This is a genomic window from Snodgrassella sp. CFCC 13594, from assembly GCF_001590725.1.
GTDB lineage: Bacteria > Pseudomonadota > Gammaproteobacteria > Burkholderiales > Neisseriaceae > Snodgrassella.
Genome location: NZ_LQXR01000001.1, coordinates 230,025 through 254,455, shown reverse-complemented (window position 1 = coordinate 254,455; position 24,431 = coordinate 230,025). Strand labels below are relative to the sequence as shown.

General features: G+C 48.3%; 18 protein-coding genes and 2 pseudogenes. 4 read left to right on the top strand and 16 right to left on the bottom strand.

Annotated elements, in window-relative coordinates:
• Position 1: 1 nt before the first annotated feature.
• Both nusA and rimP read right to left on the bottom strand, forming a co-directional pair.
• Positions 2 to 1,489, bottom strand: a complete 1,488-nt coding sequence (gene nusA, locus A2F46_RS01175; RefSeq protein ID WP_066565702.1) for a transcription termination factor NusA — start codon at positions 1,487 to 1,489, stop codon at positions 2 to 4.
• A gap of 35 nt (positions 1,490 to 1,524) precedes the next feature.
• Positions 1,525 to 2,007 carry a ribosome maturation factor RimP gene (gene rimP, locus A2F46_RS01170; RefSeq protein ID WP_066565700.1) on the bottom strand — a complete coding sequence of 161 codons (483 nt, stop codon included), beginning with the start codon at positions 2,005 to 2,007 and terminating at the stop codon, positions 1,525 to 1,527.
• Between the two features lie 247 nt (positions 2,008 to 2,254).
• Here rimP and A2F46_RS01165 point away from each other — a divergent pair, with 247 nt between their 5' ends.
• Positions 2,255 to 3,211: an AEC family transporter gene (locus tag A2F46_RS01165; protein WP_066565698.1), complete on the top strand. Its 957-nt coding sequence runs from the start codon at positions 2,255 to 2,257 to the stop codon at positions 3,209 to 3,211.
• Between the two features lie 487 nt (positions 3,212 to 3,698).
• Here the strand turns inward: A2F46_RS01165 and cutA are convergent, their stop codons facing one another.
• Genes cutA through hda form a run of 3 tightly spaced genes read right to left on the bottom strand, consistent with a single transcriptional unit; the run spans position 3,699 to position 5,372 of the window.
• Positions 3,699 to 4,034, bottom strand: coding sequence for a divalent-cation tolerance protein CutA (cutA, locus tag A2F46_RS01160; RefSeq protein WP_066565694.1), 336 nt, complete (start codon positions 4,032 to 4,034; stop codon positions 3,699 to 3,701).
• Between the two features lie 7 nt (positions 4,035 to 4,041).
• Positions 4,042 to 4,707 carry an HAD family phosphatase gene (locus A2F46_RS01155; RefSeq protein ID WP_066565693.1) on the bottom strand — a complete coding sequence of 222 codons (666 nt, stop codon included), beginning with the start codon at positions 4,705 to 4,707 and terminating at the stop codon, positions 4,042 to 4,044.
• The gene (hda, locus tag A2F46_RS01150; protein ID WP_066565898.1) at positions 4,704 to 5,372 is read right to left on the bottom strand and encodes a DnaA regulatory inactivator Hda; all 669 of its coding nucleotides are present in this window, start codon (positions 5,370 to 5,372) and stop codon (positions 4,704 to 4,706) included. The genes A2F46_RS01155 and hda overlap by 4 nt, the downstream gene beginning before the upstream one ends.
• Before the next feature lie 165 nt (positions 5,373 to 5,537).
• Here hda and A2F46_RS01145 point away from each other — a divergent pair, with 165 nt between their 5' ends.
• The gene (locus A2F46_RS01145; RefSeq protein ID WP_066565692.1) at positions 5,538 to 6,017 is read left to right on the top strand and encodes a peptidylprolyl isomerase; all 480 of its coding nucleotides are present in this window, start codon (positions 5,538 to 5,540) and stop codon (positions 6,015 to 6,017) included.
• Positions 6,018 to 6,416: 399 nt separating this feature from the next.
• Positions 6,417 to 9,113: a bifunctional [glutamate--ammonia ligase]-adenylyl-L-tyrosine phosphorylase/[glutamate--ammonia-ligase] adenylyltransferase gene (gene glnE / locus A2F46_RS01140; protein WP_066565690.1), complete on the top strand. Its 2,697-nt coding sequence runs from the start codon at positions 6,417 to 6,419 to the stop codon at positions 9,111 to 9,113.
• A gap of 240 nt (positions 9,114 to 9,353) precedes the next feature.
• On the opposite strand, the gene pntB is transcribed toward glnE, so the two are convergent.
• Entirely contained in the window at positions 9,354 to 10,733 is a 1,380-nt protein-coding gene (pntB, locus tag A2F46_RS01135; RefSeq protein WP_066565688.1) for a Re/Si-specific NAD(P)(+) transhydrogenase subunit beta, read from the bottom strand.
• A gap of 12 nt (positions 10,734 to 10,745) precedes the next feature.
• On the bottom strand, positions 10,746 to 12,278 hold the full coding sequence (locus tag A2F46_RS01130; RefSeq protein WP_066565685.1) for a Re/Si-specific NAD(P)(+) transhydrogenase subunit alpha: 1,533 nt from the start codon (positions 12,276 to 12,278) through the stop codon (positions 10,746 to 10,748).
• A 594-nt stretch (positions 12,279 to 12,872) separates the two neighbouring features.
• On the opposite strand from A2F46_RS01130, the pseudogene uvrA reads away from it, so the two are divergent.
• Positions 12,873 to 15,700: pseudogene (gene uvrA, locus A2F46_RS01125) on the top strand (excinuclease ABC subunit UvrA).
• 53 nt (positions 15,701 to 15,753) lie between these two features.
• Here the strand turns inward: uvrA and A2F46_RS01120 are convergent.
• The 9 genes and pseudogenes from A2F46_RS01120 to A2F46_RS01080 form a co-directional block, all read right to left on the bottom strand.
• Entirely contained in the window at positions 15,754 to 16,548 is a 795-nt protein-coding gene (locus A2F46_RS01120; RefSeq protein WP_066565683.1) for an ABC transporter ATP-binding protein, read from the bottom strand.
• Positions 16,545 to 17,447 carry an ABC transporter permease gene (locus tag A2F46_RS01115; protein WP_066565681.1) on the bottom strand — a complete coding sequence of 301 codons (903 nt, stop codon included), beginning with the start codon at positions 17,445 to 17,447 and terminating at the stop codon, positions 16,545 to 16,547. Before A2F46_RS01115 ends, A2F46_RS01120 begins: the two co-directional genes overlap by 4 nt.
• Before the next feature lie 85 nt (positions 17,448 to 17,532).
• Positions 17,533 to 18,543 carry an ABC transporter substrate-binding protein gene (locus A2F46_RS01110; RefSeq protein WP_066565679.1) on the bottom strand — a complete coding sequence of 337 codons (1,011 nt, stop codon included), beginning with the start codon at positions 18,541 to 18,543 and terminating at the stop codon, positions 17,533 to 17,535.
• A 246-nt stretch (positions 18,544 to 18,789) separates the two neighbouring features.
• Complete coding sequence (gene purF / locus A2F46_RS01105; RefSeq protein ID WP_066565675.1) at positions 18,790 to 20,322, bottom strand: amidophosphoribosyltransferase; 1,533 nt, start codon at positions 20,320 to 20,322, stop codon at positions 18,790 to 18,792.
• 1 nt (position 20,323) lies between these two features.
• A pseudogene (locus A2F46_RS01100) lies at positions 20,324 to 20,781 on the bottom strand (CvpA family protein).
• 61 nt (positions 20,782 to 20,842) lie between these two features.
• Complete coding sequence (locus A2F46_RS01095) at positions 20,843 to 21,856, bottom strand: SPOR domain-containing protein (protein ID WP_066565674.1); 1,014 nt, start codon at positions 21,854 to 21,856, stop codon at positions 20,843 to 20,845.
• A gap of 15 nt (positions 21,857 to 21,871) precedes the next feature.
• On the bottom strand, positions 21,872 to 23,158 hold the full coding sequence (folC, locus tag A2F46_RS01090) for a bifunctional tetrahydrofolate synthase/dihydrofolate synthase (protein ID WP_066565895.1): 1,287 nt from the start codon (positions 23,156 to 23,158) through the stop codon (positions 21,872 to 21,874).
• A 145-nt stretch (positions 23,159 to 23,303) separates the two neighbouring features.
• Positions 23,304 to 23,711: a hypothetical protein gene (locus tag A2F46_RS01085; protein ID WP_066565673.1), complete on the bottom strand. Its 408-nt coding sequence runs from the start codon at positions 23,709 to 23,711 to the stop codon at positions 23,304 to 23,306.
• Positions 23,712 to 23,808: 97 nt separating this feature from the next.
• Positions 23,809 to 24,426 (bottom strand): LysE family translocator, encoded by a 618-nt coding sequence (locus A2F46_RS01080; protein WP_066565671.1) that lies wholly within the window; start codon positions 24,424 to 24,426, stop codon positions 23,809 to 23,811.
• Positions 24,427 to 24,431: the final 5 nt, after the last annotated feature.

Genomic DNA, 24,431 nt, shown 5'->3' with positions numbered 1-24,431 from the left:
CTTATGCTTCGTCAAACCAGTGGGCGCGTGCAGCCATCACCACTTTTTTGGCGGTTTCTTCATCGATACCGGTGATTTCAATCAATTCATCCACCGACAACTCTGCCAAATCATCACGTGTTTTGATGCCAGCCTGAGCCAAATCACGCAACATCTCCTGATCCACACCTTCCAAAGACTTTAAATCTTCATCTAAGTGTTCCATTTGCTCTTCCGAAGCAATGGCCAAGGTCAAAATAGCATCGCGGGCACGGTTACGCAGCGCGTTTACCGTATCTTCATCAAAACCATCAATTTCCAACATTTCCTGTACTGGGACATAAGCCACCTCTTCTAAGCTGGCGAAACCTTCTTGCACCAACACATTGGCCACATCTTCATCCACACCCAGATTGGCCACAAACAATTCACGCAAAGCCTGATCTTCCGCTTCATGGCGCTCTTGGGCCTCTTCCACGGTCATGATATTTAACTGCCAGCCTGTCAATTCAGCCGCCAGACGCACATTTTGACCACCGCGACCGATGGCAAGCGCCAATTGGTCTTCTGCCACAATCACGTCCACTGAGTGATGATCTTCATCAATCAGAATACGGGTTACCTCTGCCGGGCTTAACGCATTAATGACAAATTGGGCGGTTTCAGGTGACCACAACACCACATCAATACGCTCGCCTGACAACTCATCGGTTACCGCATTTACACGAGAACCACGCACACCAATACAGGTCCCTTGTGGATCAATGCGTGCATCGTGAGATTTAACTGCAATTTTGGCACGCAACCCAGGATCCCGAGCCACCTCTTTAATTTCCAGCAGCCCATCTTCAATTTCCGGCACTTCCATTTCAAATAATTTCACCAAAAATTCTCGAGATGTGCGGGTCAAAATCACTTGGCTACGGTTACCGATTTGGTCAACACGCAAAAATAAAGCACGCACTCTGTCGCCATTCCGAAAGCTTTCACGGGGAATCATCTGATCACGCGGCAGCAAGGCTTCCAGTCGACCGATTTCGATAATAGCGCCATGCCGTTCCACACGTTTTACAGTGCCCAGCACCAAGCTGTCTTTGCGCTGTAAAAATTCACTCAAAATCTGTTCGCGCTCAGCATCTCGTATGCGTTGCAAAATCACCTGTTTGGCAGTTTGTGCACCGATACGGCCAAACTCCACATTATCAATCGGCTCTTCGTAATAATCACCAATTTGCAATGTCGTGCCTGGTTGTTCTTCCTGAATTTCTTCAATGGTCTTCTGAATATCAGGATAAGTGTAGTCCTCATCGGCCACGATCAACCAACGACGGAAGCTCTGATAATCACCGGTTTCACGATCAATGGCCACGCGTACATCCATGTGTTCACGTTCTGTTTTTTTCTTCGCGGCGCTGGCTAGGGCGAATTCCAACGCACTAAACACCACCTCGGTGTCCACGTTTTTCTCACTCGCCAGTGCCTCTGCCAACTGCAAAATTTCACGACTCATTATTGTTCTCCAAGCAGGTTTGTCCCGCGCAAGATTTAAAAATCAAATTCTGGTTTCAATCGGGCTCTGTCAATATTACTCAATTCAATTGCCACAGTTTTACCAGCAGCCACAGCTGCTCGCTTGGCCTTGCGCACTTCATTGGCTTCTTCCAAAGTGAGCTGGATCACACCGTGTTCGTCAATAGAGACAATGCGGCCCATAAAATTCTTTTGTCCATCAATGGGCAATCGGGTTTTAATTTTGGCCAACTGCCCAGCAAAACGCGCAAAATCGGCTGCTTTTTTCAAAGGGCGGTCCAAACCAGGGCTGGACACTTCCAAGCGCTCATAATCCACATCTTCCACCAACAATACGCGGCTAAGGTGATTACTCACTGCCACGCAATCGTCTAATGTAATGGCGCCATCAGCTTTATCAATGTACACACGCAAGTCACCCTGGGCGCTCAGTTCATAATCCACCAGCTCGTAACCCAAGCCGGGTAAAGTTTTGTCCAGAATGCTCTGAATATCCATGTTGCCCCATAAAAACAAAAAAATGGCCCCGTGGCCATTTCTCAGTGATTCGAAAAATTTCTTTATTTTAACCCATTGTGCACCAAAAAGAAATAGTTCAATTGCTGTTGCAACTCCTGCCCCACTATACTATTAGAATTTATGCGCCAGACTTAAATGCTTCAGACAGCCTCAATGTCAGTTGACAGCAAACACACAGAATTGACGGCGTATAATATTGGCTGCGCTCATTTATTTATACTGAATTATGCTGGCCATACTCACCATCACCACCCCTATTTTCCTGTTGATTGGCTTGGGTTTTTTCTCAGTCAGATTTGGTTGGCTGCAACAAGAACACCTACAAGGTTTAGGCGCCTTTGTCATTCGCTTCGCGCTGCCCGCATTAATTTATACGGCCTTAGCAAGCAAACCCATAAACGACATTATTAATCCAATTTATTTGACCGCCTATGGCGGTGGTTCACTGCTATCTTATACTTTGGGCTTTTTATTGACTCGAATATGGCGAAAACAAGATTGGTCTACGGCCACACTTAATGGCTTTGGCATGGGCATCAGCAACAGCGGCTTTATCGGTTATTCGGTATTGGTAATGGTATTGGGGCAAACCGCTGGTGTGTATTTGGCGCTGAATGTCATTGTAGAAAATCTCTTGATTATTCCTTTATTTTTGATTCTGGCCGAATTGGCACAGCCCCACGAACGCAATTTAGCCAAAACCTTTTTACACATTGGTGCTACTTTGGTGCGCAACCCTATGGTGGAAGCCTTAATACTGGGCTTATTGGTTTCAATAACCGGCCTCAAACTGCCAACGCCGCTAACCCATGCCATCGGCATGTTGGCACAAGCATCAGCACCAGTGGCTCTATTTGTGATTGGAGGGAGTTTGTTTGGCGTGCGTTTAGGCCATAACAAATGGGATATGTTGGTCATCAGTAGCGGAAAATTATTGATACACCCGTTGTTGGTATTGGCCTTGTTTTTATTGCTGCCCCATGACAATACCTTGGCTGTACTGTGCGGAGTACTATTGGCAACAGCCCCCATGGCCAGCATTTTCCCCATCATGGGGCAACGCTTTGGGCAAGAACAGCGTTGTGCGGCCATATTAATGAGCGCTACATTAATGTCGTTTTTCAGCATGAGTTTCATGTTGCTGATTTGGCATACTTGGTTTGCCAACACGCTACCGCAATAAAAGCGAGCTTCGTCCCTAAAAGTTGGGGGAGTGCTTTATTTCATCAATGGAATAAGGTTTTTCAATTAAATATTGAACATTGCAGCACTGCTTGCTGCTGGTTGATTTCTATTCAATGCATTGTAGTAAAAATAAGATTGATGAAGCCCAGCAATTTGATGGCTAGATAGGAAATAATTTTAGTGAGCAAGCTCGCTATAAGGCTGCCTGAACTAATGCAATAAAAACAAACTAAGTTCATACATCGCTTATATACGGCGCAAATATCCTTCCAAGAGTGCTATTGGGTGTACAAGATTTGAAATTAAGCGCTAAGGTAGAATTTCTGTACGCCAGTTTGCTTGATTGGCTGCAACACAGTCGCCTGTATCAACATGAAGTCACTTGTGAGCGCATGGCAAAGAGCCAAATATTACAAGCATGCCCATCCTCAAAACACGCAAAACAACATCCCCCTCTAGAAATACCCAGAACCATCAGCCAGCATCTAGGGTTGTGTTCCCAATGTCTGCACCAACCACTGTGCATAAGGTGCTGCTGCTTGTTCAACAGGTAATGCCAGAATTTGAGGACAATCATAAGGATGGATGGCTTCAATGGCAGACTGGACCTGCTCGTAGTATGAACAAGCGGTTTTCATGATGAGCCTGATTTCATTATCACGCTGTATCTGCCCTTGCCACCAATACTCACTCACAATGGCTTCATATTGCACACAGGCCACCAATCGCTGTTGCAACAAAACATGACCAATTTTTTCGGCATCGGCCTGCGTGGCAACTGTGGTATACACCACACACAATGCATAAGGATTTAAATCCATATTGAATTCAGACAAAATTCAATACAGGCCAGCCATTTTTCTGCGCATGAGCCAGTAGAATATCATCGGGGTTCACGGCAACTGGCTCATTAGCAAGCTTGAGTAAAGGCAAATCATTGTGGGAATCACTGTAAAAATACACTTTTTCATAATCCGCCAGTGTTTTGTTTTGCCCATCCAACCATTCGTGTAAACGCGTGATTTTGCCTTCTTTAAAACTTGGCGTACCAATATAGTGCCCTGTGTAATTACCTTCATCATTGGTTTCCAAGCGCACACCAATGATGTTAGTGATACCAAAAGCTTGGGCAATGGGCGTAATCAGAAACTCATTAGTGGCCGAAATCATCAACAACTCATCGCCTGATTCACGGTGGCTTTGTACCAACAATCTGGCCATATCACTGATATGTGGAACAATATACTCTCGCATAAACTCGGCATGCATCTGATTGAGTTCATGACGGTCAAATTGGCTTAAAGGCGCCAATTGAAAAGCCAAAAATTCATCAATATTCAGGCAGCCATTTAAGTAATCTTGATAAAATTTGTCGTTTTTCATGTCAACAAATGCTTTGTCAACCACACCTTTTTGCATCAGATATTTCGGCCATTCATTGTCTGAATCGCAGTTAATTAAGGTGTTATCGAGGTCAAAAATGGCCAAATTCATGCAAATTCCTGTTGTTTGAGTAAATTACGCAGCAAAGGCAAAGTAATGCGTCGACCTTGTGCCAAAGAATAATCGTTTAAAATATTGAGCATCAGCAGCAAACTGTCCAGGTCTCGGCGCCAATGGCTGAGCAGATAATGGAATACTTCTTCATCTACCGGAATTTGACGCGCCTCAGCCATACCCATGAGCGCGGCAACTTTTTCTTCATCACTCAGCGGCTTGATTTCATACACCAAGCAATAAGCCAATCGGGTACGCAAATCCTCACGCAGCATCAGCCGCGTTGGAGGAAGCGTACTGCTGAGCAGCAAGTGCCCACGATTTCGGTTGCGGAAATGATTAAATAAAGCAAACAATTGCTGCTGCTCACATTCATTGAGGCATTCAATTTGGTCAACCGCCACAAAATCCTGCTCCCAAAGCCAATCACCTAAATTTTCCCGGCGTGCATCCACGTATTCCGCTGCTTTACTTTGCAGTTGCGCTTGTGCAACCCAAGCTTTAAGTAAATGACTTTTGCCACAGCCTTCTTCACCCCACACCAACACAAAAGGCTCACTCTGACTTTGCAATACCTGCAACAAGGCGCCATTGGCTTGCCCCAAAAATTTCTCAAAACGGGGATAGCTGTGGTCGGCAAAATCAAAAATAAGCTGGTTCACGAGTGGCAAAATCCATGCAAAATTGTTTAAATTGTACGCTGTCTTTCTACGCCACAGCAAGACCAACAGGCTGCCTGAAACACACGCTGCGCCCTTCCCATGTTACACTGAAGCCATGGCCATCTATGCCGCATTGATACTTTACCTGAAAGGTTTGACATCCCCATGAATATTGATAAAAACAGCGTCGTAACGCTGCATTATGAAATGTACGACGCCAACAACCAGCTAATCGACAAAACCGAAGAGCCCATTGCCTATTTACATGGCGGCTATGATGGTATTTTTCCGTTAGTTGAGGAAGCATTGCAGGGCAAAGCAAAAGGCGACGTGGTGGAGGTCACCTTGACACCAGACGATGCCTTTGGCGAACAAGATCCAGAAATGATTCGTATCGAGCCTTTAGACGTGTTTCCGGTAGAAGTCGAAGTGGGTATGATGTTTGAAGCAGACGACCCTGAAACTGGCGATGTCATCATTTACCGCATCACTGATGTGGCTGATGGCAAAGCCGTTGTGGACGGCAATCACCCCTTGGCAGGCATGCGCTTGCGCTTCAAAGCCACCGTAGATGACGTGCGCGCAGCGACTCAAGAAGAGCTGGCACACGGCCACGTTCACGGTGAACATGGTCACCATCATTGAGCCGTTCGACACCGAATATTGAGTCCATAAATCAACAAACCCGCATCATGCGGGTTTGTTATTTTCAGGCAGCCTAAGTAGCCTGTCCAGAAACTCAATGACAATCATACCGCCCACATCGTGATAACTGATCACATGCAGCTTCGCGGTCACTCTTGCGGTCCATATAGCGAATCAACGTCATGCAGCGTCGACAAAGTACAACTTCAGCAGAAAAAATCTGTTGGTCAAAATACCTCATCAGAAAATAATTTATTTCCCATCTCATTTTGTTCAATCAAGAAACCATCAATACATCGACTTCCTGAATTTGGTTCTAATGGCTTTCGGCAGCTTGAACCTATTCAGCAATACAGCTGAACGGTATGATGAACCCATTATTTGCTGATTTCTCCTATCATGACACCCGAACAAATGATCGCCAGCGCGCGGCCCTACTCTCAATACCTGAGCCGTCATCTGGATAATGGAATGCTCCAGCCCAGTATCTTGTTGCCACTGCTAACGCGCCCACTAACATCAGAAGATTTTGCAGCGTTTACTGATTGGACGGCACTCCAAGTAACCGGTAATGAAACTGAATTAGCCCGACAGCTGCGTTTATTGCGCCGTTACGTAATGGCCCATATCATCATCCGTGATTTGGCCCGAATCAGCGATTTAGACGAAGTCACAGGCACTATCACAAGACTGGCAGATTTTGCCATCAATATGGCGGAGCAATTTTCGCATCATTATTATGCGGGACTTTATGGCGAACCCATCGGCCATTTAAGCCAGGCAACACAGCGCCTCAGCGTGGTGGCTATGGGCAAAATGGGTGGATACGAACTGAATGTTTCGTCTGACATTGATCTCATTTTTATTTTTCCAGAGTCTGGCAACACCAATGGCAAACGCGAAAAAAGCAATCAGGAATTTTTCACCAAAGTAGGCCAAAAAATCATTGCCTTGCTCAACGATCTCTCTGGAGATGGACAAGTATTCCGCGTCGATATGCGCCTTCGCCCAGATGGTGATTCCGGCCCATTGGTCATCAACGAAACCGCCTTGGAGCAATATTTGGTTACACAAGGCCGGGAATGGGAGCGCTATGCTTGGATTAAAGGACGCGTGGTCACGCCTCACGACAACGGCATCAGTGCCTTGGTTCGGCCGTTTGTGTTCCGCAAATACCTCGATTTTAATGCTTATGACGCGATGCGCAGTTTACACAAGCAAATCCGCCAAGAAGTCTTGCGCAAAGGCATGGCCGACAATGTCAAACTGGGTGCAGGCGGTATTCGCGAAGTGGAGTTTATTGCCCAAGTGTTCCAATTGATTCGAGGCGGTCAAGTGCGTGCCTTGCAATGCAAAGGTACTCAGGAAACCCTGCGACAATTGGCGCGCTTGGATATGTTGGAACCCGAAACGGTAGAAACGCTACTCTCGGCTTACCGCTTCCTGCGCGATACCGAACACCGGCTTCAATATTGGGATGACCAGCAGACACAAATGTTGCCCGAACACCCTGAGCAACAGGCTTTACTGGCGCAAAGCATGGGGTTTGCAGACTATGCTGCTTTTTCAGGCAGCCTACATGTGCAGCGACAAGCTGTTAATAGCATATTCAACGACATTCTCACGAACCCAGAAGACAAATCCAAGCCAGCCGACCCTGAGTTAAACCGCATCTGGCAAAGCAATACCGATGACGACGAACGTATGGCCTTATTGCAGCAACACGGCTTCCAAGGCCGAGACGCGCTGCAAAGGCTGCGAGCCATCCATCACGGCAGTCAATATCGGCAATTATCTGCTTCAGCTAAGCAACGATTTGACGATCTGGTTCCACAATTACTCACCGTTGCAGCTGGCTGTGCCAACCCCAATCCAACACTCATGCGTTTGCTCGATTTTCTGGAAGCCATTGGCCGCCGCAGCGCTTATTTGGCTTTTTTGCAAGAGCACCCAGAAGCGTTGGGACAGTTGGCAACCCTCATGAGCCAGAGCAATTGGGTGTCCACCTATTTGCGTCACCATCCGGTGCTTTTGGATGAACTATTGAGTGCCCAGCTACTGGAAATCGACACAGATTGGCATGCACGCCAAACCGAATTGGCCCGTTTATTGGATGATTGCCGTGGCGATGTAGAAGCCCAAATGGATGTATTACGCCGTTTTCAGCATGCGCAAACATTCCGTTTGGCGGTTCAGGATTTAGCCGGTTTATGGACCATAGAGGCATTGTCCGATCAGCTTTCCGCACTGGCTGATTTGATTGTGCAGCAAGTATTGCCACGCGCATGGGCAGATTTACACAAACGCCACACCAACACGCCTCATTTTGCCGTCATGGGCTATGGTAAGTTGGGTGGCAAAGAATTGGGCTATACCTCTGATTTGGATCTGGTTTACCTCTACAATGATGATCACCCTGACGCTGCCGATACCTATGCCCGACTGGCCCGCCGCATCACCTCATGGCTAACTGTTCCCACTGGAGCCGGCACCTTATATGAAGTGGATTTGCGTTTACGCCCAAATGGAGACTCAGGTTTTGCAGCCACCCACATCAATGCGTTTGATCGCTATGAGCGCGAAAATGCGTGGACATGGGAACACCAGGCGTTAACACGGGCTCGCTTTATCGCTGGAGATGAACAAACTGGCGAGCGCTTTAATGCCGTTCGTGATGACATGCTCAGTCGCCCACGCGACCCGTCCACTTTAAAAACTGACATCATCGGCATGCGTGAAAAAATGTTCCCCACGCATCCGCCGGAAATCCGCAATGTTAAATATGCGCGTGGAGGTGTCGTGGATGTGGAATTCATCGTGCAATATCTGATCTTGGCACATGCCCATCAATATCCTCAGTTGCTGCAAAATTATGGCAATATTGCTCTGCTGAGCATCGCGGCGGACTTAGATTTAATTGATGAAACCTTGGCTGAAGCCAGTCGCACGGCTTATCGCTATTATCGTCAACAGCAGCACAATACTCGCCTTCGTGACGCCACACATGCCGAAGTCAATGAAACACTGCTTGGCTACTACCACGTGGTGAAAACATTATGGACACAGGTTTTTGGAGAAACACCCAAAGAAGAATAAAACCCTGACCGAATGACTGCCTGAAGGCTGATTTTGATTCTTTTGCATGACTCCGTTGTTGGGCACATTATCGTATCGGCCAAATCAATGGCCGTAGCCTGCAGCTGTGCATCCTACCCAGGCAATGAATTAATCATGCCTATTTAATACAACCATTTTTTATCGGCATGATTATTGCACTCCCATACCCGCATAAAAAAGCCGCGCAATTGCGCGGCTTCACCATCTAGGCTAATGAAATTAAATGTTTTTATCCACTTCTTCCAATGTGGCCTTAGCGTCTCCAAAACACATTTGTGTATTGTCTTTATAGAATAATGGATTATCCACCCCTGCATAGCCTGCATGCATGGAGCGCTTGAATACAATCACGTTATGCGCTTCCCAAACATGCAGCACAGGCATCCCTGCAATCGGACTAGTAGGATCAGTGGCTGCAGCCGGGTTAACTGTATCATTGGCTCCAATCACCAATACCACATCGGTGTCTTTGAAATCATCATTGATTTCATCCATTTCCAGCACAATGTCGTAAGGTACTTTGGCTTCAGCCAGCAATACATTCATGTGTCCAGGCAATCGACCCGCAACAGGGTGAATACCAAAGCGAACTTCCACGCCCTTTTCACGCAGTTTGCTGGTGATGTCTGCCACCACGCCTTGTGCATGGGCCACAGCCATGCCATATCCCGGAGTGATGATAACGGAGCTGGCGTTTTTGAGCATATCGGCTACTTGCTCAGCTTTGATTTCATGAATTTCACCAGCCGGCTGTTGTTCTTGCGTACTCTTACTTGGTGCCTGGCCAAAACCACCGCCAATCACCGACAAGAATTTTCGGTTCATGGCTTTACACATGATATAAGACAGAATTGCGCCTGAAGAGCCCACCAACGCGCCAGTTACAATCAATAAGTCATTACCCAGCATGAAGCCTGCGGCGGCGGCGGCCCACCCTGAATAAGAATTCAGCATGGAAATCACCACTGGCATATCAGCGCCACCAATTGAAGCCACCATGTGATAACCAAAGGCAAATGCAATCAATGTCATCACAATCAAGGCCAGCATGGAACCTTCAGCACTCACAAACCACAACATCAACAAGAAACACACCACCAAAGCGGCCAAATTAAGTAAATGGCGATGCGGCAGCATCAACGGGCTACTCTTGATCTTACCATTGAGTTTACCCCAAGCCACTAAAGAACCAGTGAAGGTAACCGCGCCGATAAATACACCCAAAAATACTTCCACCAAATGAATGGTTTCCATATCTGGCGCCACATCAGCTGGGTCGATAAAGCTGTTATAGCCCACCAAAACCGCGGCGAAACCCACAAAGCTGTGTAACATCGCAATCAGTTCCGGCATTTCTGTCATTTCAACTTTTTTGGCCTTATAAATACCGATGGCACCGCCGATAACCATGGCAATAATCACCCAGCCCAAACCTTGAGCTTTGTCACCAAATACAGTAGCAAGCAAGGCAATCAACATACCCAGCATGCCCAAATAACAACCGCGTTTGGCGCTTTCTTGCTGTGACAAACCGCCCAAGCTTAAAATAAACAGCACGGCGGCAACGATGTATGCCGCAGTAACCAATCCATGAGACATGTCGTACCTCCCTTATTTACGGAACATATCGAGCATACGGCGGGTAACATAAAAGCCGCCAAATATGTTCACGCTGACAATGGCAATTGCAAAAAATGCCAACCATGAAACCAAAGCATGACCTTGCCCGATTTGCAATAAAGCCCCCACCACGATGATGCCAGAAATGGCATTGGTCACTGACATCAGCGGTGTATGTAGAGAATGGCTCACATTCCACACTACGTAATAGCCGACCACACAAGAGAGCACGAACACAATAAAGTGATTCAAAAACTCTTCTGGTGCCACAGCACCTATCCACAATATGGCAAGTGCACCAATCACAGCAGGAGCCAATTTTTTCCAAACAGGTGTTGGTTTGGGTGCAGGTGCCACAACAGGCTCAGCTTTCGGCGCGGCCTTGGGCGCAGCAGACACTTGAATGGGTGGAGGTGGAAACATGGATTCGCCATTGTGCGTTACGCTCATATTGCGAATGATCACGTCTTCAAAATCCAAAGCCATGTTGCCATCTTTATTGGGCGTCATAAGCTTGGCCAAATTCACCAAATTAGTGCCATAAAGCTGTGAAGACTGGCCTGCCAAACGGTTTGCCATATCCGTATACCCAATGATTTTCACACCATTAGGCGTTTCAAACACCTCGCCCGGAACTGTGTATTCACAATTACCACCAGTTAAAGCGGCCAAATCCACGATAACCGAACCTTCTTTCATGCTGTCAACCATGTCTTTGGTGATCAGCTTGGGAGCAGGTTTACCAGGAATAGCCGCGGTGGTGATGATGATGTCGACTTGTTTCGCTTGATCAGCAAACAGTTTCATTTCAGCATCAATATAGGCTTTGCTCATGGTTTTGGCATAGCCATCAGTGCTTACCGAGGTGTCTTCTTGGTAATCCAATTTCAAGAATTGGCCACCCATGGATTCAATCTGATCTGCCACTTCTGGTCGTGTATCAAACGCCTTTACTACTGCGCCCAATTGCCGCGCCGTACCAATAGCAGCCAAACCGGCTACACCCGCACCAATCACCATAACTTCTGCCGGTGGCACTTTGCCGGCTGCTGTAATTTGACCCGTAAAAAAGCGACCAAAATTTTCTGCAGCCTCAATCACCGCACGATAGCCGCTGATATTGGCCATCGAAGACAAGGCGTCCATGGCTTGCGCGCGCGAAATGCGTGGAACCATGTCCATGGCCAACACAGTAATTTTTTGGGCTTGCAGCTTAGCCACCAAATCACTGTTTTGTGCGGGCATGATGAAGCTCACTAAAATCGTGCCTTCAGCCATTTTGGCAATTTCATCATCACTTGGGGCATCGACTTTAAAAATAGCAGGGCAAGCCCATACTGTTGCGGCATCAGCAATGGTGGCGCCCGCATCAGTATATGCGCCATCGGACAAGCTGGCCGCTTTCCCGGCACCGCTTTCCACCACCACCTCGTAGCCCAACTTAATGAGTTGAGCAACGGTTTTAGGCGTAGCCGCAACCCGGGTTTCACCGGAAAGAGACTCGCGAGGAATACCGATTTTCATTGTTTATCCTCTCACTGGGTGTTAAAAACTATCTTGCTGACACGCATTCACACACCATGCATGGGTGCATGTCAGCAACATTCATTAAAGCTATTTTACTGCCTTTAAACGCTGCCTTATAGTGTTTCGGGTCTAAATTAATGCCTTAAATCAAAAATAGTCAATTTGCATTCAACGACTCGGTAAAAATGACATCAACTCGCCTTCCTACAGACCGCATGAAGGCACATTGAAACAAGCGTCTATCTCATTTTATGCTGTTCTTAACGTCAGTATCATGACTGCTGCACCATGCAATAGGCATATCACCAACAAAGGTAAAACCACGAAAAAAATTAAATGGTAAAAGCGTATATTGAAATTAAATTCCATATGGAATCTAATTTCAATATACTCCTTTTTAAGGTAGGTGGACAGGGACCATTAACATTGCCACTGTATCTATTCAATCCTAAGCTTATTCATATCCACACACTTGATTTAAGTATATTGACGAAACGGTTATAATATTTGATTGGCTACCTGTGTATGTCAGGCAGCCTAGATCAGCGGTATGACACACTTTATTCAGGCAGCCTGAAAGCACACTACATCATGGCAGACAACGACACCATCCGCATTCGCGGCGCGCGCACCCATAATTTAAAAAATGTTGACCTCGACATTCCCCGCCATAAGCTGGTGGTGATGACAGGACTCTCTGGCAGCGGCAAGTCATCGCTGGCTTTTGATACGCTGTATGCAGAAGGCCAGCGTCGTTATGTAGAAAGCTTGTCGGCCTATGCACGCCAGTTTTTACAAATGATGGAAAAACCCGACGTGGATTTGATTGAAGGGCTGTCACCAGCCATTTCGATTGAGCAAAAAGCCACCAGCCACAATCCTCGCTCCACTGTCGGTACGGTCACCGAAATCCACGATTATTTACGTCTCTTATACGCGCGGGTGGGTACGCCCTATTGCCCCGAGCATCATTTACCCTTGGCCAGTCAAACCGTATCACAAATGGTGGATCATGTACTGGCTTTGCCGGAAGACACCCGCGTGATGATACTGGCACCCGCAGTCCGCGCAAAGGCGAATTTGTGGATTTATTTGCCGACCTTCAAGTACAAGGCTTTGCTCGCGTGCGCGTGGATGGTGAAGTATATCCATTAGAAGACGTCCCCAAACTACAAAAAAACATCAAGCACAACATTGACGTGGTCATTGATCGGGTGAAAGTGCGACCCGATATTCAGCAAAGGCTGGCCGAAAGTTTTGAAACCGCTTTGCGCCACGGCAATGACCGTGCCTTAGCACTGGAAATGGACAGCGACCATGAGCACTGGTTTTCAGCCAAATTTGCCTGCCCGGTGTGTTCATACAGCCTGCAAGAACTGGAACCACGGCTATTTTCCTTTAACAACCCCGTTGGTGCCTGCCCCACTTGCGACGGCTTGGGTAGCATGAATTACTTCGATCCAGAACGCGTGGTGGTGCATCCAGAGCTGTCTTTGGCCGGTGGCGCCATCAAAGGCTGGGATAAACGCAACACTTTTTATTTTCAGATGATCCAATCTTTGGCCAAGCATTACGATTTTGACATCGATATGCCTTATGAAAAGCTGCCTGAAAATATCCAACACATTGTTTTGTATGGCTCAGGAAAAGAAGCCATCGAATTTAAATACTTATCAGAGAAAGGCACCACATTCAACCGCAGCCATGCTTTCGAGGGCATCATTCCCAATTTGGAGCGGCGCTATCGAGAAACCGATTCGGCCACGGTACGCGATGAATTGACTCAATATCAAAGTCACCGCGCGTGCCCCAGCTGCGGCGGTGCACGCTTGCGCAAAGAAGCCCGCTACGTGTATGTGGGCCAGCAGCCTCTACATGAAATCAGCGCTTGGCCGCTCACCAAAACGTTGGATTTTTTCCAAGCTCTAAAATTGGATGGCAACAAAAAGCACATTGCCGAAAAAATTCTCAAGGAAATCACTGAGCGTTTGGGCTTTTTAATCAACGTGGGCTTAAATTATTTGAATTTGTCGCGCAGTGCCGAAACATTATCCGGCGGCGAGGCGCAACGTATTCGCTTAGCCAGCCAAATCGGTTCAGGGCTCACCGGCGTGATGTATGTATTGGATGAGCCATCTATCGGCTTGCATCAACGCGACAATGACCGATTGCTCGCCACCCTCAAGCATTTGCGTGATTTGGGCAACAGTGTCATCGTGGTGGAACACGACGAAGACGCCATTCGAGAAGCGGATTTCGTGGTTGACATGGGCCCTGGCGCTGGTGAGCATGGCGGCCATGTGATTGTAGCTGACACCCCAGCCAAAGTGGCGGCCTGCAAAACCTCCATCACCGGCCAATATTTAAGCGGCAAAAAGTGCATTCCCATGCCAGCACAGCGCACGCCCGTTGACCCCAAGCGCTTACTGATTTTAAAAGGGGCTTGCGGCCATAATTTGAAAAACGTCACATTGAATTTGCCATTGGGGCTCATTACCTGCATCACCGGCGTTTCTGGCAGTGGCAAATCCACACTGATTAACGACACCTTGGCCAAAATCACTGCGCGCGAATTAAACCGCTCCAGCGAAGAACCAGCGCCGTATGATGAAATTCTGGGCTTAGACCAGTTAGACAAAGTCATCAATGTCGACCAATCCCCTATTGGCCGCACGCCGCGTTCCAACCCCGCCACTTATACTGGCTTATTTACCCCGATTCGAGAGCTGTTTGCTGGGGTTCCGCTGTCACGCGAACGCGGTTACAACGTGGGCCGATTCTCGTTTAACGTGAAAGGCGGCCGCTGCGAAGCCTGCCAAGGCGATGGTGTAATCAAAGTAGAAATGCATTTTTTGCCCGATGTGTATGTGCCCTGCGAAGTGTGCCACGGTAAGCGCTACAATCGAGAAACCTTGGAAATTCAATACAAGGGCAAGAGCATCAGTGAAGTGCTGGACATGACCGTCGAAGAGGCGCGGGTATTTTTCGATGCGGTTCCTGTGGTCAAACGCAAGTTGCAAACTTTAATGGACGTGGGTTTGGGTTATGTTCGCTTAGGTCAATCCGCCACCACATTGTCTGGTGGTGAGGCGCAGCGGGTGAAGTTGGCACTGGAACTCTCTAAACGAGATACTGGCCGTACCTTATATATTTTGGATGAACCCACCACTGGCCTTCATTTTGCCGACATTGATTTGCTGTTAAGTGTGATTCAACGCCTTAAAGGCAAAGGCAACAGCATCGTCATCATTGAGCACAATCTTGACGTGATTAAAACCGCCGACTGGATTGTGGATTTGGGGCCCGAAGGCGGTGATGGCGGTGGCATGATTATCGCCGAGGGCACGCCGGAGGAGGTGGCCCACAACAGCAAAAGCTATACCGGTAAATATCTGAAACCCATATTGGCCAAAAAATAGCATAAAGGGCTGCTTGAAACAGGTTCAGGCAGCCCTTCTTTATCAGGATATCTTTAGCTCAATAACAAAGCATCATCCGTGACTTTTTCCCCTCGAGTCCGCTCAAATAATTGTAGCAAGTCACTCACGGTCATGCCGCGCCGCTCATCCCCAGACACATCCAAAACCACTTGTCCCTGATGCAACATCACCGTCCGGGTACCATGATCCAAAGCTTGTTGCATAGAATGCGTTACCATCATAGCGGTAAGCTTGCCTTCTTGGATAATGCGATCGGTTAAACGCAGCACAAATGCGGCTGTTTTCGGATCTAATGCCGCTGTATGCTCATCCAACAGTAATATTTTAGAAGGCTGCAACGTAGCCATGAGCAAACTCACTGCTTGGCGCTGGCCACCTGAAAGCAAGCCCATACGATCACTCAAGCGTTTTTCCAACCCCAAATCCAGAATGGCTAACTTTTCACGAAACAGCGCACGATTGGCTTCATTCAAAGCAAAAGATAATTTCCGTTTACCGCCGCGTTTGAATGCCAAGGCCATGTTTTCTTCTATGCTCAAGGCTTCACAGGTACCGGCCATGGGATCCTGAAACACCCGAGCGACCAAATGCGCACGTTTGTATGCCGGCGCTCGAGTCACGTCTTTCCCATTAATGACAATTTTGCCTGAATCCACCATAGTGTCACCACTAATGGCATTCAAAAAAGTGGATTTACCGGCACCGTTACTGCCAATCACGGTCACAAATTCGCCTTCATTGATATTGAGACTCAGGCCACGTAAAGCCGGATTCTCAATGGGCGTACCCGGATTAAAGGTTAACCGCAGATTATCCGCCCGCATCATGATTGTTTTTTCCTTTTAAAATAAGCCTTAATCGCAGGCAGACGCAACGCCAGCACCACCAAAATCGCTGTGACCAAATTTAAATCTTGTGGCCCGAATCCGATGTTTTGCAATGTTTCGCTGCCCAAGGCCAAGGCAATAAAAGCACGATACAACACCGCACCCACAATCACCGCCAAGGTAATGACCACAAACCGTTTACCAGGTATTAAGGTTTCACCAATAATGACCGCGGCCAAACCCACCACGATGGTACCAATACCAATAGAGATATCGGCACCCCCTTGGGTTTGTACAAACAAAGCACCGGCTAAGGCAATCAATGCATTAGACAACGCCATGCCCACCATAATCATGCGTGAGGTATGCACCCCCTGAGCACGCGCCATACGGGCATTGACACCGGTGGCCCGCATGGATAAACCTGCTTCGGTAGAAAAAAACCAATCCAGCAATAATTTGGCCACCACCACAAAACCCAAAATAACCAGTGGCTGTACCCAAAATTGGTTACTGCCATCCATACTCAAAAACGGTGTGAACACACTGGGCTCATTTAACAATGGCAAATTTGGCGCGCCCATGATGCGCAAATTCACCGAATAAAGTGCCACCATCACCAAAATACTGGCCAAGAGCTGCAATATCTTCAGCGACACATTCAACCAGGCGGTGACCAAGCCAGCACAGGCACCAGCGCCAGCGCCAGCCAAACAAGCCAGCCAAGGATTGACACCATGCAAAACACAAACGGCGAAAACAGCGCCACCAAGCGGGAAACTCCCATCGGCAGTCAAGTCCGGAAAATCCAAAATACGGAAAGAAATCAATACACCCAAAGCCACCAGTGCGTAAATCAGCCCGCTTTCCAAGGCACCAAACAGAGCAAGTGAAGACATACTCAATCCATCAACAAATCACACAAAAACAACATCGGCAAAGCTTTCAGGCAGCCTGCCGATGTCCGATCACCCTCACCAAATGTTATTCAACCACTTTGGCTTCTTTTAATACTGCATCAGACAAGGTTGCGCCCTGCTCAGTTGCATTTTTTTTGCTCACATACAAATCCAATTTTTGAATGCGTTGTGGCGCAATATCACCTGCTTTTTCGCCTTTTAAAATGCGAGCCACCAACTTGCCAGTGGTAACGCCCACTTCATGGTAATTGGCGCCCAAGGCCGCCACCGCACCGCGTTTAACCGAATCGGTATCGGAAGCAATTAATGGCAATTTGACTTCTTTCGCTGCTTTATACATGGATTCATAAGCTGATACCACGTTGTTGTCCAGCGAGGTGTAAATCAAATCGGCTTTGCCCTTTAAGCTTCGTGCTGCCAAAGGAACATCTGTTGTCCGTTGTGCAGGTGCCGCGGCCACAGCGATGCCATCTTTCGCCAACAAGCCTTTGAGCTGATCCAAAACCACGGTTGAGTTCACTTCACCAGGGCTGTATACATAACCGACTGTTTTTAAATTCGGCACAATTTTTTTCATCAAGTCAATTTGTGGTGCCAAAGGTAATTCATCTGAAACCCCCGTTACGTTGGTTTTCGAAGGCGCCCAACTGCTGACCAATTTGGCCGCCACCGGATCTGTTACGGCGGCAAAGACTACAGGCACGGTTTTAGTAGCCGCAATTACCGACTGGGCACTGGGCGTGGCAATGGCCACAATCACATCGGGTTTGTCACCAGCAAATTTCTTGGCAATTTGACCTGCTGTGGCGGTATTACCTTGGGCACTTTGAAAGTCCACCTGCAAATTTTCACCCTGTTTGTATCCCTCAGCCGCAAGCTCATCCAACACCCCTTGGCGCACCGCATCCAAAGCAGGGTGTTCCACAATGGCAGTAATCGCCACTTTTTTAACGGCTGTGTTGCCTGAAGCCGCAGAGCCGCTTTCTGTTTGCTTTTCAGCAGGCGAGCAAGCCGCCAACACTACAGAAGCCAATGCTGTAAGCATCCATACCGACTGTTTAACGCATACTTTCATGTTTCATCCTTCATTTTATTATTGATGTTGTTATGCTGCAGGCAGCAAGGGTTTTAAAATAGCCACAGCGATACTGCAACAATTAAACAACCAGCATCCAAACAGATAGAAAGTCAAACCATCAGCACCAAACAGCGATGTTTGCCAAATTCTATTCTGATGATTTTAACTGATTTTAGCGCAACTTTTTAACAATCTATCTAACATGGCCAATCAATATTCAGGCAACCCAACCCAGCCACCAGATTACTCTTCGTCCTCATCACTCACGCGCACACTGTGATCCACCAAGCCTGGAGCCACAAAAGCCGCTTCTCTAGTGGATTGTTTGCCCACAGACAGACGCTCCAAATAAGCCTCATCCACATCGCCGGTAATATAGCGGCCATCAAAGCAAGAGGAATCAAAGCCTTCAATCTTTGGATTTAAGGTATTCACCACTGCCTGTAAATCACTCAAGTCCTGGAAAATGACGCCATCTGCGCCAATTTCTTCAGCAACTTGTTCGGCAGTGCGTCCATTGGAAATCAATTCTTCACGAGTGGGCATATCAATGCCATACACATTCGGATAACGAACAGCGGGAGCTGCTGAAGCAAAATACACCTTAGTAGCACCAGACTGGCGAGCCATTTCAACAATCTCTCGACTGGTGGTACCGCGCACAATAGAATCGTCTACCAGTAGCACGCTTTTGCCTTGAAACTCATACCCCATCGGATTGAGTTTTTGGCGTACCGATTTTTTGCGTACCGCCTGTCCTGGCATGATAAAAGTTCGACCAATATAGCGGTTTTTAAACAAGCCTTCACGATACGGTTTGCCCAAATGCTGAGCCAATTCCATGGCACTGGGGCGACTGGTATCGGGAATCGGCATCACCACATCAATGTCATCCAAATTAATGGTGCGCTTCACCTTCTCGGCCAAAGTCACCCCCATATTCAAACGCGCCTGATACACAGAAACCCCATCCATTACCGAATCTGGGCGCGCAAAATAGACATATTCAAACAAGCAAGGCATTAATTTTGGATTTTCGGCACATTGTTGCGAAAATAATTTGCCATCCATGGTGATAAACACCGCTTCGCCCGGCACAATGTCGCGCACGTATTCATAACCCAAGCTTGGGAAAGCCACCGATTCGGAAGCCACAATATAGTCGATGTGACCATTTTCTTGTTTTTGCCCTAAACACAACGGCCGAATACCAAATGGATCACGAAAAGCCAACAGGCCATAACCAGCGATTAAGGCAACAACGCCATAAGCGCCACGCACGCGTTGATGCACCGCCGATACGGCATTGAAGATGTTATCCAGATGCAATTGGGTATGATCGTTTACTTGCGTTTCCAGTTCTCGCGCAAACACATTCAACAAGACTTCTGAATCAGATCGGGTATTGATGTGTCGCAAATCGGTAAAGCACACATTTTGATACAGCTCATCGGTATTAGTGAGATTGCCGTTGTGTGCCAACACAATGCCAAATGGTGAATTAACATAAAAAGGTTGCGCCTCAGCGCTGCTACCTGCATTACCAGCCGTAGGATAGCGCACATGAGCAATGCCGGCATGACCCAACAAATCGCGCATATTACGCGTGCGAAATACATCGCGCACCATGCCTTTGCCTTTATGCATATGGAACATTGTTCCTTGAGCGGTAACAATACCCGCTGCATCTTGACCACGGTGTTGCAACATTTGCAGGCCATCGTACAAAAGCTGATTCACCGGCTCATGGGCCACAATTCCCAACACACCACACATATTATTTTCCCCAGATTGGCCCTTGAGCGGGCGGATATTGCACATCTCCGGCCATGAATGGCGGCAAATAAGGCACCGCCAACATGGCCAACTGTTCAAACACAAAAGCCGTTTGCGATTGTTGCCACGCGTCTGTATGAGGCAAATCCGTAAACGCACACACCAGCACCGCCAAGGTCACCAATAAAATGCCTTTCACTGCCCCAAATACGGCGCCCATCACGCGATTAATGCCACCCAAACCTAATGCGCTCAATAGCGATGTCAGTAAAGAGCGCAACAGCCGTTGCATGACCCATGCGGCCACAAACAACAGCATGAAAGACAGCATCACCGCCATGGCATGCGGCTGCATATGGCAAACGCAATATTGGCCAAAGGTTCGGCCATCATTCGCGCCAAAACAAAAGCCACTACCATGGTAGCCAAGGATGCTATTTCTGCCACCAAACCGCGCATCATCGACACCACGGCGCTCAATGCGATGACACCCAGCGCCAAGATATCAAATACCGTCATTTTATTGACCGATCACAATGCCATCCAGACCATGAGAACGAATGCTGCCTAATTTTTGCTGTGCTTGCGCACGACTGGCATAGGTTCCAGTGCGCACTCGATACAAAGTACCCTTGCTGGTTTGACTCTGGCTAATGTGGGCAGATACCCCTGCCGCTGTTAATTTTTGTTGTATTGCTTTGGCCTGTTGTTCGCTGGTATAGGCGCCAATTTGGATCAACGCTTTACCACTGCCCGCTGCCGTTGCGGAGCGCCCATTTAAGATTGCGTTGGGATCGGTTTTTTTTGCATTACTTGAACTAGCGGGTTTGGCTTTCTTTACTTCGGCCGCCGCTTGATTTTTCAGAATTTGTTGGGGCGTCAACGATGGGTGGACTTTGCTTTTCTGGTCATCTTGAGTAGCTGGTCTAGCGGGCTTTTTATTATCGTTTTTTGTCACTGAATGGGTATTAGCCGTCTTTTTACCATCATGAGATTGGGTTGTAGGAGTGGGTTTGCTCACGGGTTTGACGGTTGCTTTTTTGACTTCGGCTGAATGCGTATCTGCCTTGCGTTCTGGTGTCTGCGGCTTCACCGGTACTGTTTGGGGCGTATGGTGCGCTTGTACGGCGGGCTGCTTGGCTGTCGCAGAAGGTGCCGTTAGCGACTTATGTTCAACATTTGGGGCAGGTTTCGGTAGCGAAGGCAGCGGTGCCGTTGCTGGTCCCACTTGAGGAGTTTGGTTATTGCCGGCAAGCGATGCAGCAGGAATACTGGCCGCAGGCACCGACGCTGCTGCCGCCGAAGCCGAAGCCAAAACTGGTGCTGATGCAGCACTGGCAGACGAAGCTGTTGTTGGCGCCGAAGCGGCAGGCACGCCGGCAATGTCCACAGTGGGCACCGCTTCTGGCGGTGCCGATTGGCGGTTGAGGGCGGTCAGCAAAATACCGCCGGCGGCCACCACCATCACCACGGCACCTACCAAGCGGCGACGATTACGGCGACGCAACTGATCATAACTGTCTTGCGGATTCATAAACCGGACCTACTCCTAAGCGTGTGGCAAAGCCATGACTTCGGCCACAGTGTGAAATGAACCAAATACCACGATTCTATCATTTTCGCCTACCTGCGATAAAGCAGCCTGATAGGCTGCCTGAATATGGTCATAAGCGGTAACATTATCAATCCCGTGCGCCACCAATTTTTCCACCAATGCGTTGGTGGTCATACTCCGTGGCACAGGCAGAGGTGCCACCATCCATTGATCGAATTGGTCTTTAACGATCTCCACAACACCATCGATGTCCTTATCAGCCAGTATACTGAATACCGCTATTCGCTTTTCGGCATATGGCAACGCAATCATGCTTTGGCGCAAAGCGCGTGCCGCATGAGGATTGTGCCCCACATCCAAAACCCGCAAAGGGCGCCCTGGCAACACCTGAAAACGGCCTGGGTTGTGTACCCGCGTCAAGCCTCTTTTTATCGCCCCAATATCCACCGGTAATTGATTATCCAAACATTGTACCGCAGCCAATGCACAAGCTGCATTGCTCAGCTGAAACCGGCCACGCAGCGCGGGGATGGGCAAAGCGTGGCGGGCGCGGCTGCCTGAAAACAATCGGCTTTGCTGTGGGTGAAAGCGGAAAGACCATTGTTGTTGCGCCAACTGTTGCACATCAAAATCGGTTTCCATCACCAATAAATCGGCATCAATATCAGCCGCATGCTGGCGCAAACTATCGGGCACAGGCAGCTGCCCGCACACTACCGGTTTACCGGAACGCATAATGCCCGCTTTTTCATAAGCAATTTGTTCGATGGTGTTGCCCAAGTAGGCCTGATGATCCAGATCCACACTGGTGATTACGGCCACATCGACATCAAACACGTTCACCGCATCCAAACGCCCACCCAAGCCCACCTCTAATACCATCACATCGACATTGGCATGGTCAAACACATCCACTGCAGCCAAGGTATTGAATTCAAAATAAGTCAATGAAATTTCTGCGCAAGCAGCTTCAATGCGTTCAAAGCTACGGATAATGGTTTGGTCGTCTGCCGGATGCCCATTCACGGCAATGCGCTCATTAAAATGCAGTAGATGTGGGCTGGTAAGGGTCCCCACACGGTAACCGGCTTCCACATAGATTTGGGTTAGAAAAGCACATACCGATCCTTTCCCATTGGTGCCGCCCACAATAATCACTGGGCAACGCGGCTTCAACCCCATGCGCTGGCGTACCGCCCCCACCCGTTGCAAACCCATATCGATTAATCCGGCTTGGTGCGCCGTTTCCAAATGATGCAGCCACGCATCCAAACTGGCCAATTGTGTTTTCATGGTTCATTCGTGCTTATATTCAATGCCGTATTGATTTCAGACTCAAGCCGCCATCAACACAGCCATTCCATTTTTAATCTTCCAGGCAGCCTTTACGACAGGCAAGCTGATTGGCCTCGCCACCATCGCCACGCTAATCCATGGGCGGCGCGTTCCTAATATTCATCGGGATTTTTGGGCGACACCAAATGGCCCACACTTTCAAGCGTCGGAACGCATCGGCATCCGTCATGTCCACCCACACAAATTGCCACAATGTACGCCGTCCCAATTGCCAATGCAGCCACGCACCATACCGCTGAATACGACTGTCTTCATGCAAATAGGCTGCCTGAAAACCGTTTTCGCCGTGCAATTGCAAGTGGGCCTCGCCGGCCTCATCTACCACCAACACAGCCACATTGGTACCACGGCCCCGTAGCCGCCCTAGCACCCAGCAACCCGAAAACCACACCAACCCCAACCACAGCCATTTCAGCCACCCGGTTAAAAACCAAGCAACCACCGCTATGGTTGTGACGTGCAGCAAAATACTCAGCACTTGGCATTGCTTGATGGCGTGAATTGGACAGTAAATGCTGGCATACCGGCCTCTCTTTAATGATTTTATCAGCCATCCGGTGCAGCCAAAACACGCACTAGCGTCGCATCAGCAGTAGACCAACGCCCGCACCCCCGAGCACCGCTGCACAACCGCGGTTAAAACGACGACGAAATCTGATTTCAGTAAAGCGGCGACGAAGATATGCGCCCACATAGGCATACACCGCGATGGCCAACCATTCCAACAGCAAAAACACACTGCCTAAAATCAAAAATTGCAAACCACTGGAGGCGCTGGTATCAATAAATTGTGGTAAAAAAGCGGTAAAAATCAACATTGCTTTAGGATTGCCCGCCGCCAACCAAAATTCCTGCCGCATCATCCGCCACAGTGAATGTGTGTGGCTATCAATGGCAGGCGCAACCGAGGTATCGGCATGCCACAGTTGCCAAGCCATATAAAACAAATACAGCGCACCACCTATTTTGATGATGTAAAACGCCATCACCGAGGTTTGCAGTACCACAGCCAAGCCCACAGCAGTCAACGCAATCATCATGACAAACGCAGCTAGGCGGCCTACGCCAGCCCAACAAGCTGGCAGAAAACCATAACGGCTGGCCAAGCTCACCGACAACAAATTATTGGGCCCAGGCGCCAGATTAAGCGCAAAACACGCAGGGATAAACAACAAAAGTGTGGTCCAATTCATGCTTA

Coding starts and splice junctions, on each gene's coding strand:
- nusA (WP_066565702.1), bottom strand. CDS start 1,489: ATGAGTCGTGAAATTTTGCAGTTGGCAGAGGCACTGGCGAGTGAGAAA.
- rimP (WP_066565700.1), bottom strand. CDS start 2,007: ATGGATATTCAGAGCATTCTGGACAAAACTTTACCCGGCTTGGGTTAC.
- A2F46_RS01165 (WP_066565698.1), top strand. CDS start 2,255: ATGCTGGCCATACTCACCATCACCACCCCTATTTTCCTGTTGATTGGC.
- cutA (WP_066565694.1), bottom strand. CDS start 4,034: ATGGATTTAAATCCTTATGCATTGTGTGTGGTGTATACCACAGTTGCC.
- A2F46_RS01155 (WP_066565693.1), bottom strand. CDS start 4,707: ATGAATTTGGCCATTTTTGACCTCGATAACACCTTAATTAACTGCGAT.
- A2F46_RS01145 (WP_066565692.1), top strand. CDS start 5,538: ATGAATATTGATAAAAACAGCGTCGTAACGCTGCATTATGAAATGTAC.
- glnE (WP_066565690.1), top strand. CDS start 6,417: ATGACACCCGAACAAATGATCGCCAGCGCGCGGCCCTACTCTCAATAC.
- pntB (WP_066565688.1), bottom strand. CDS start 10,733: ATGTCTCATGGATTGGTTACTGCGGCATACATCGTTGCCGCCGTGCTG.
- A2F46_RS01130 (WP_066565685.1), bottom strand. CDS start 12,278: ATGAAAATCGGTATTCCTCGCGAGTCTCTTTCCGGTGAAACCCGGGTT.
- A2F46_RS01120 (WP_066565683.1), bottom strand. CDS start 16,548: ATGATGCGGGCGGATAATCTGCGGTTAACCTTTAATCCGGGTACGCCC.
- A2F46_RS01115 (WP_066565681.1), bottom strand. CDS start 17,447: ATGTCTTCACTTGCTCTGTTTGGTGCCTTGGAAAGCGGGCTGATTTAC.
- A2F46_RS01110 (WP_066565679.1), bottom strand. CDS start 18,543: ATGAAAGTATGCGTTAAACAGTCGGTATGGATGCTTACAGCATTGGCT.
- purF (WP_066565675.1), bottom strand. CDS start 20,322: ATGTGTGGTGTGTTGGGAATTGTGGCCCATGAGCCGGTGAATCAGCTT.
- A2F46_RS01095 (WP_066565674.1), bottom strand. CDS start 21,856: ATGAATCCGCAAGACAGTTATGATCAGTTGCGTCGCCGTAATCGTCGC.
- A2F46_RS01080 (WP_066565671.1), bottom strand. CDS start 24,426: ATGAATTGGACCACACTTTTGTTGTTTATCCCTGCGTGTTTTGCGCTT.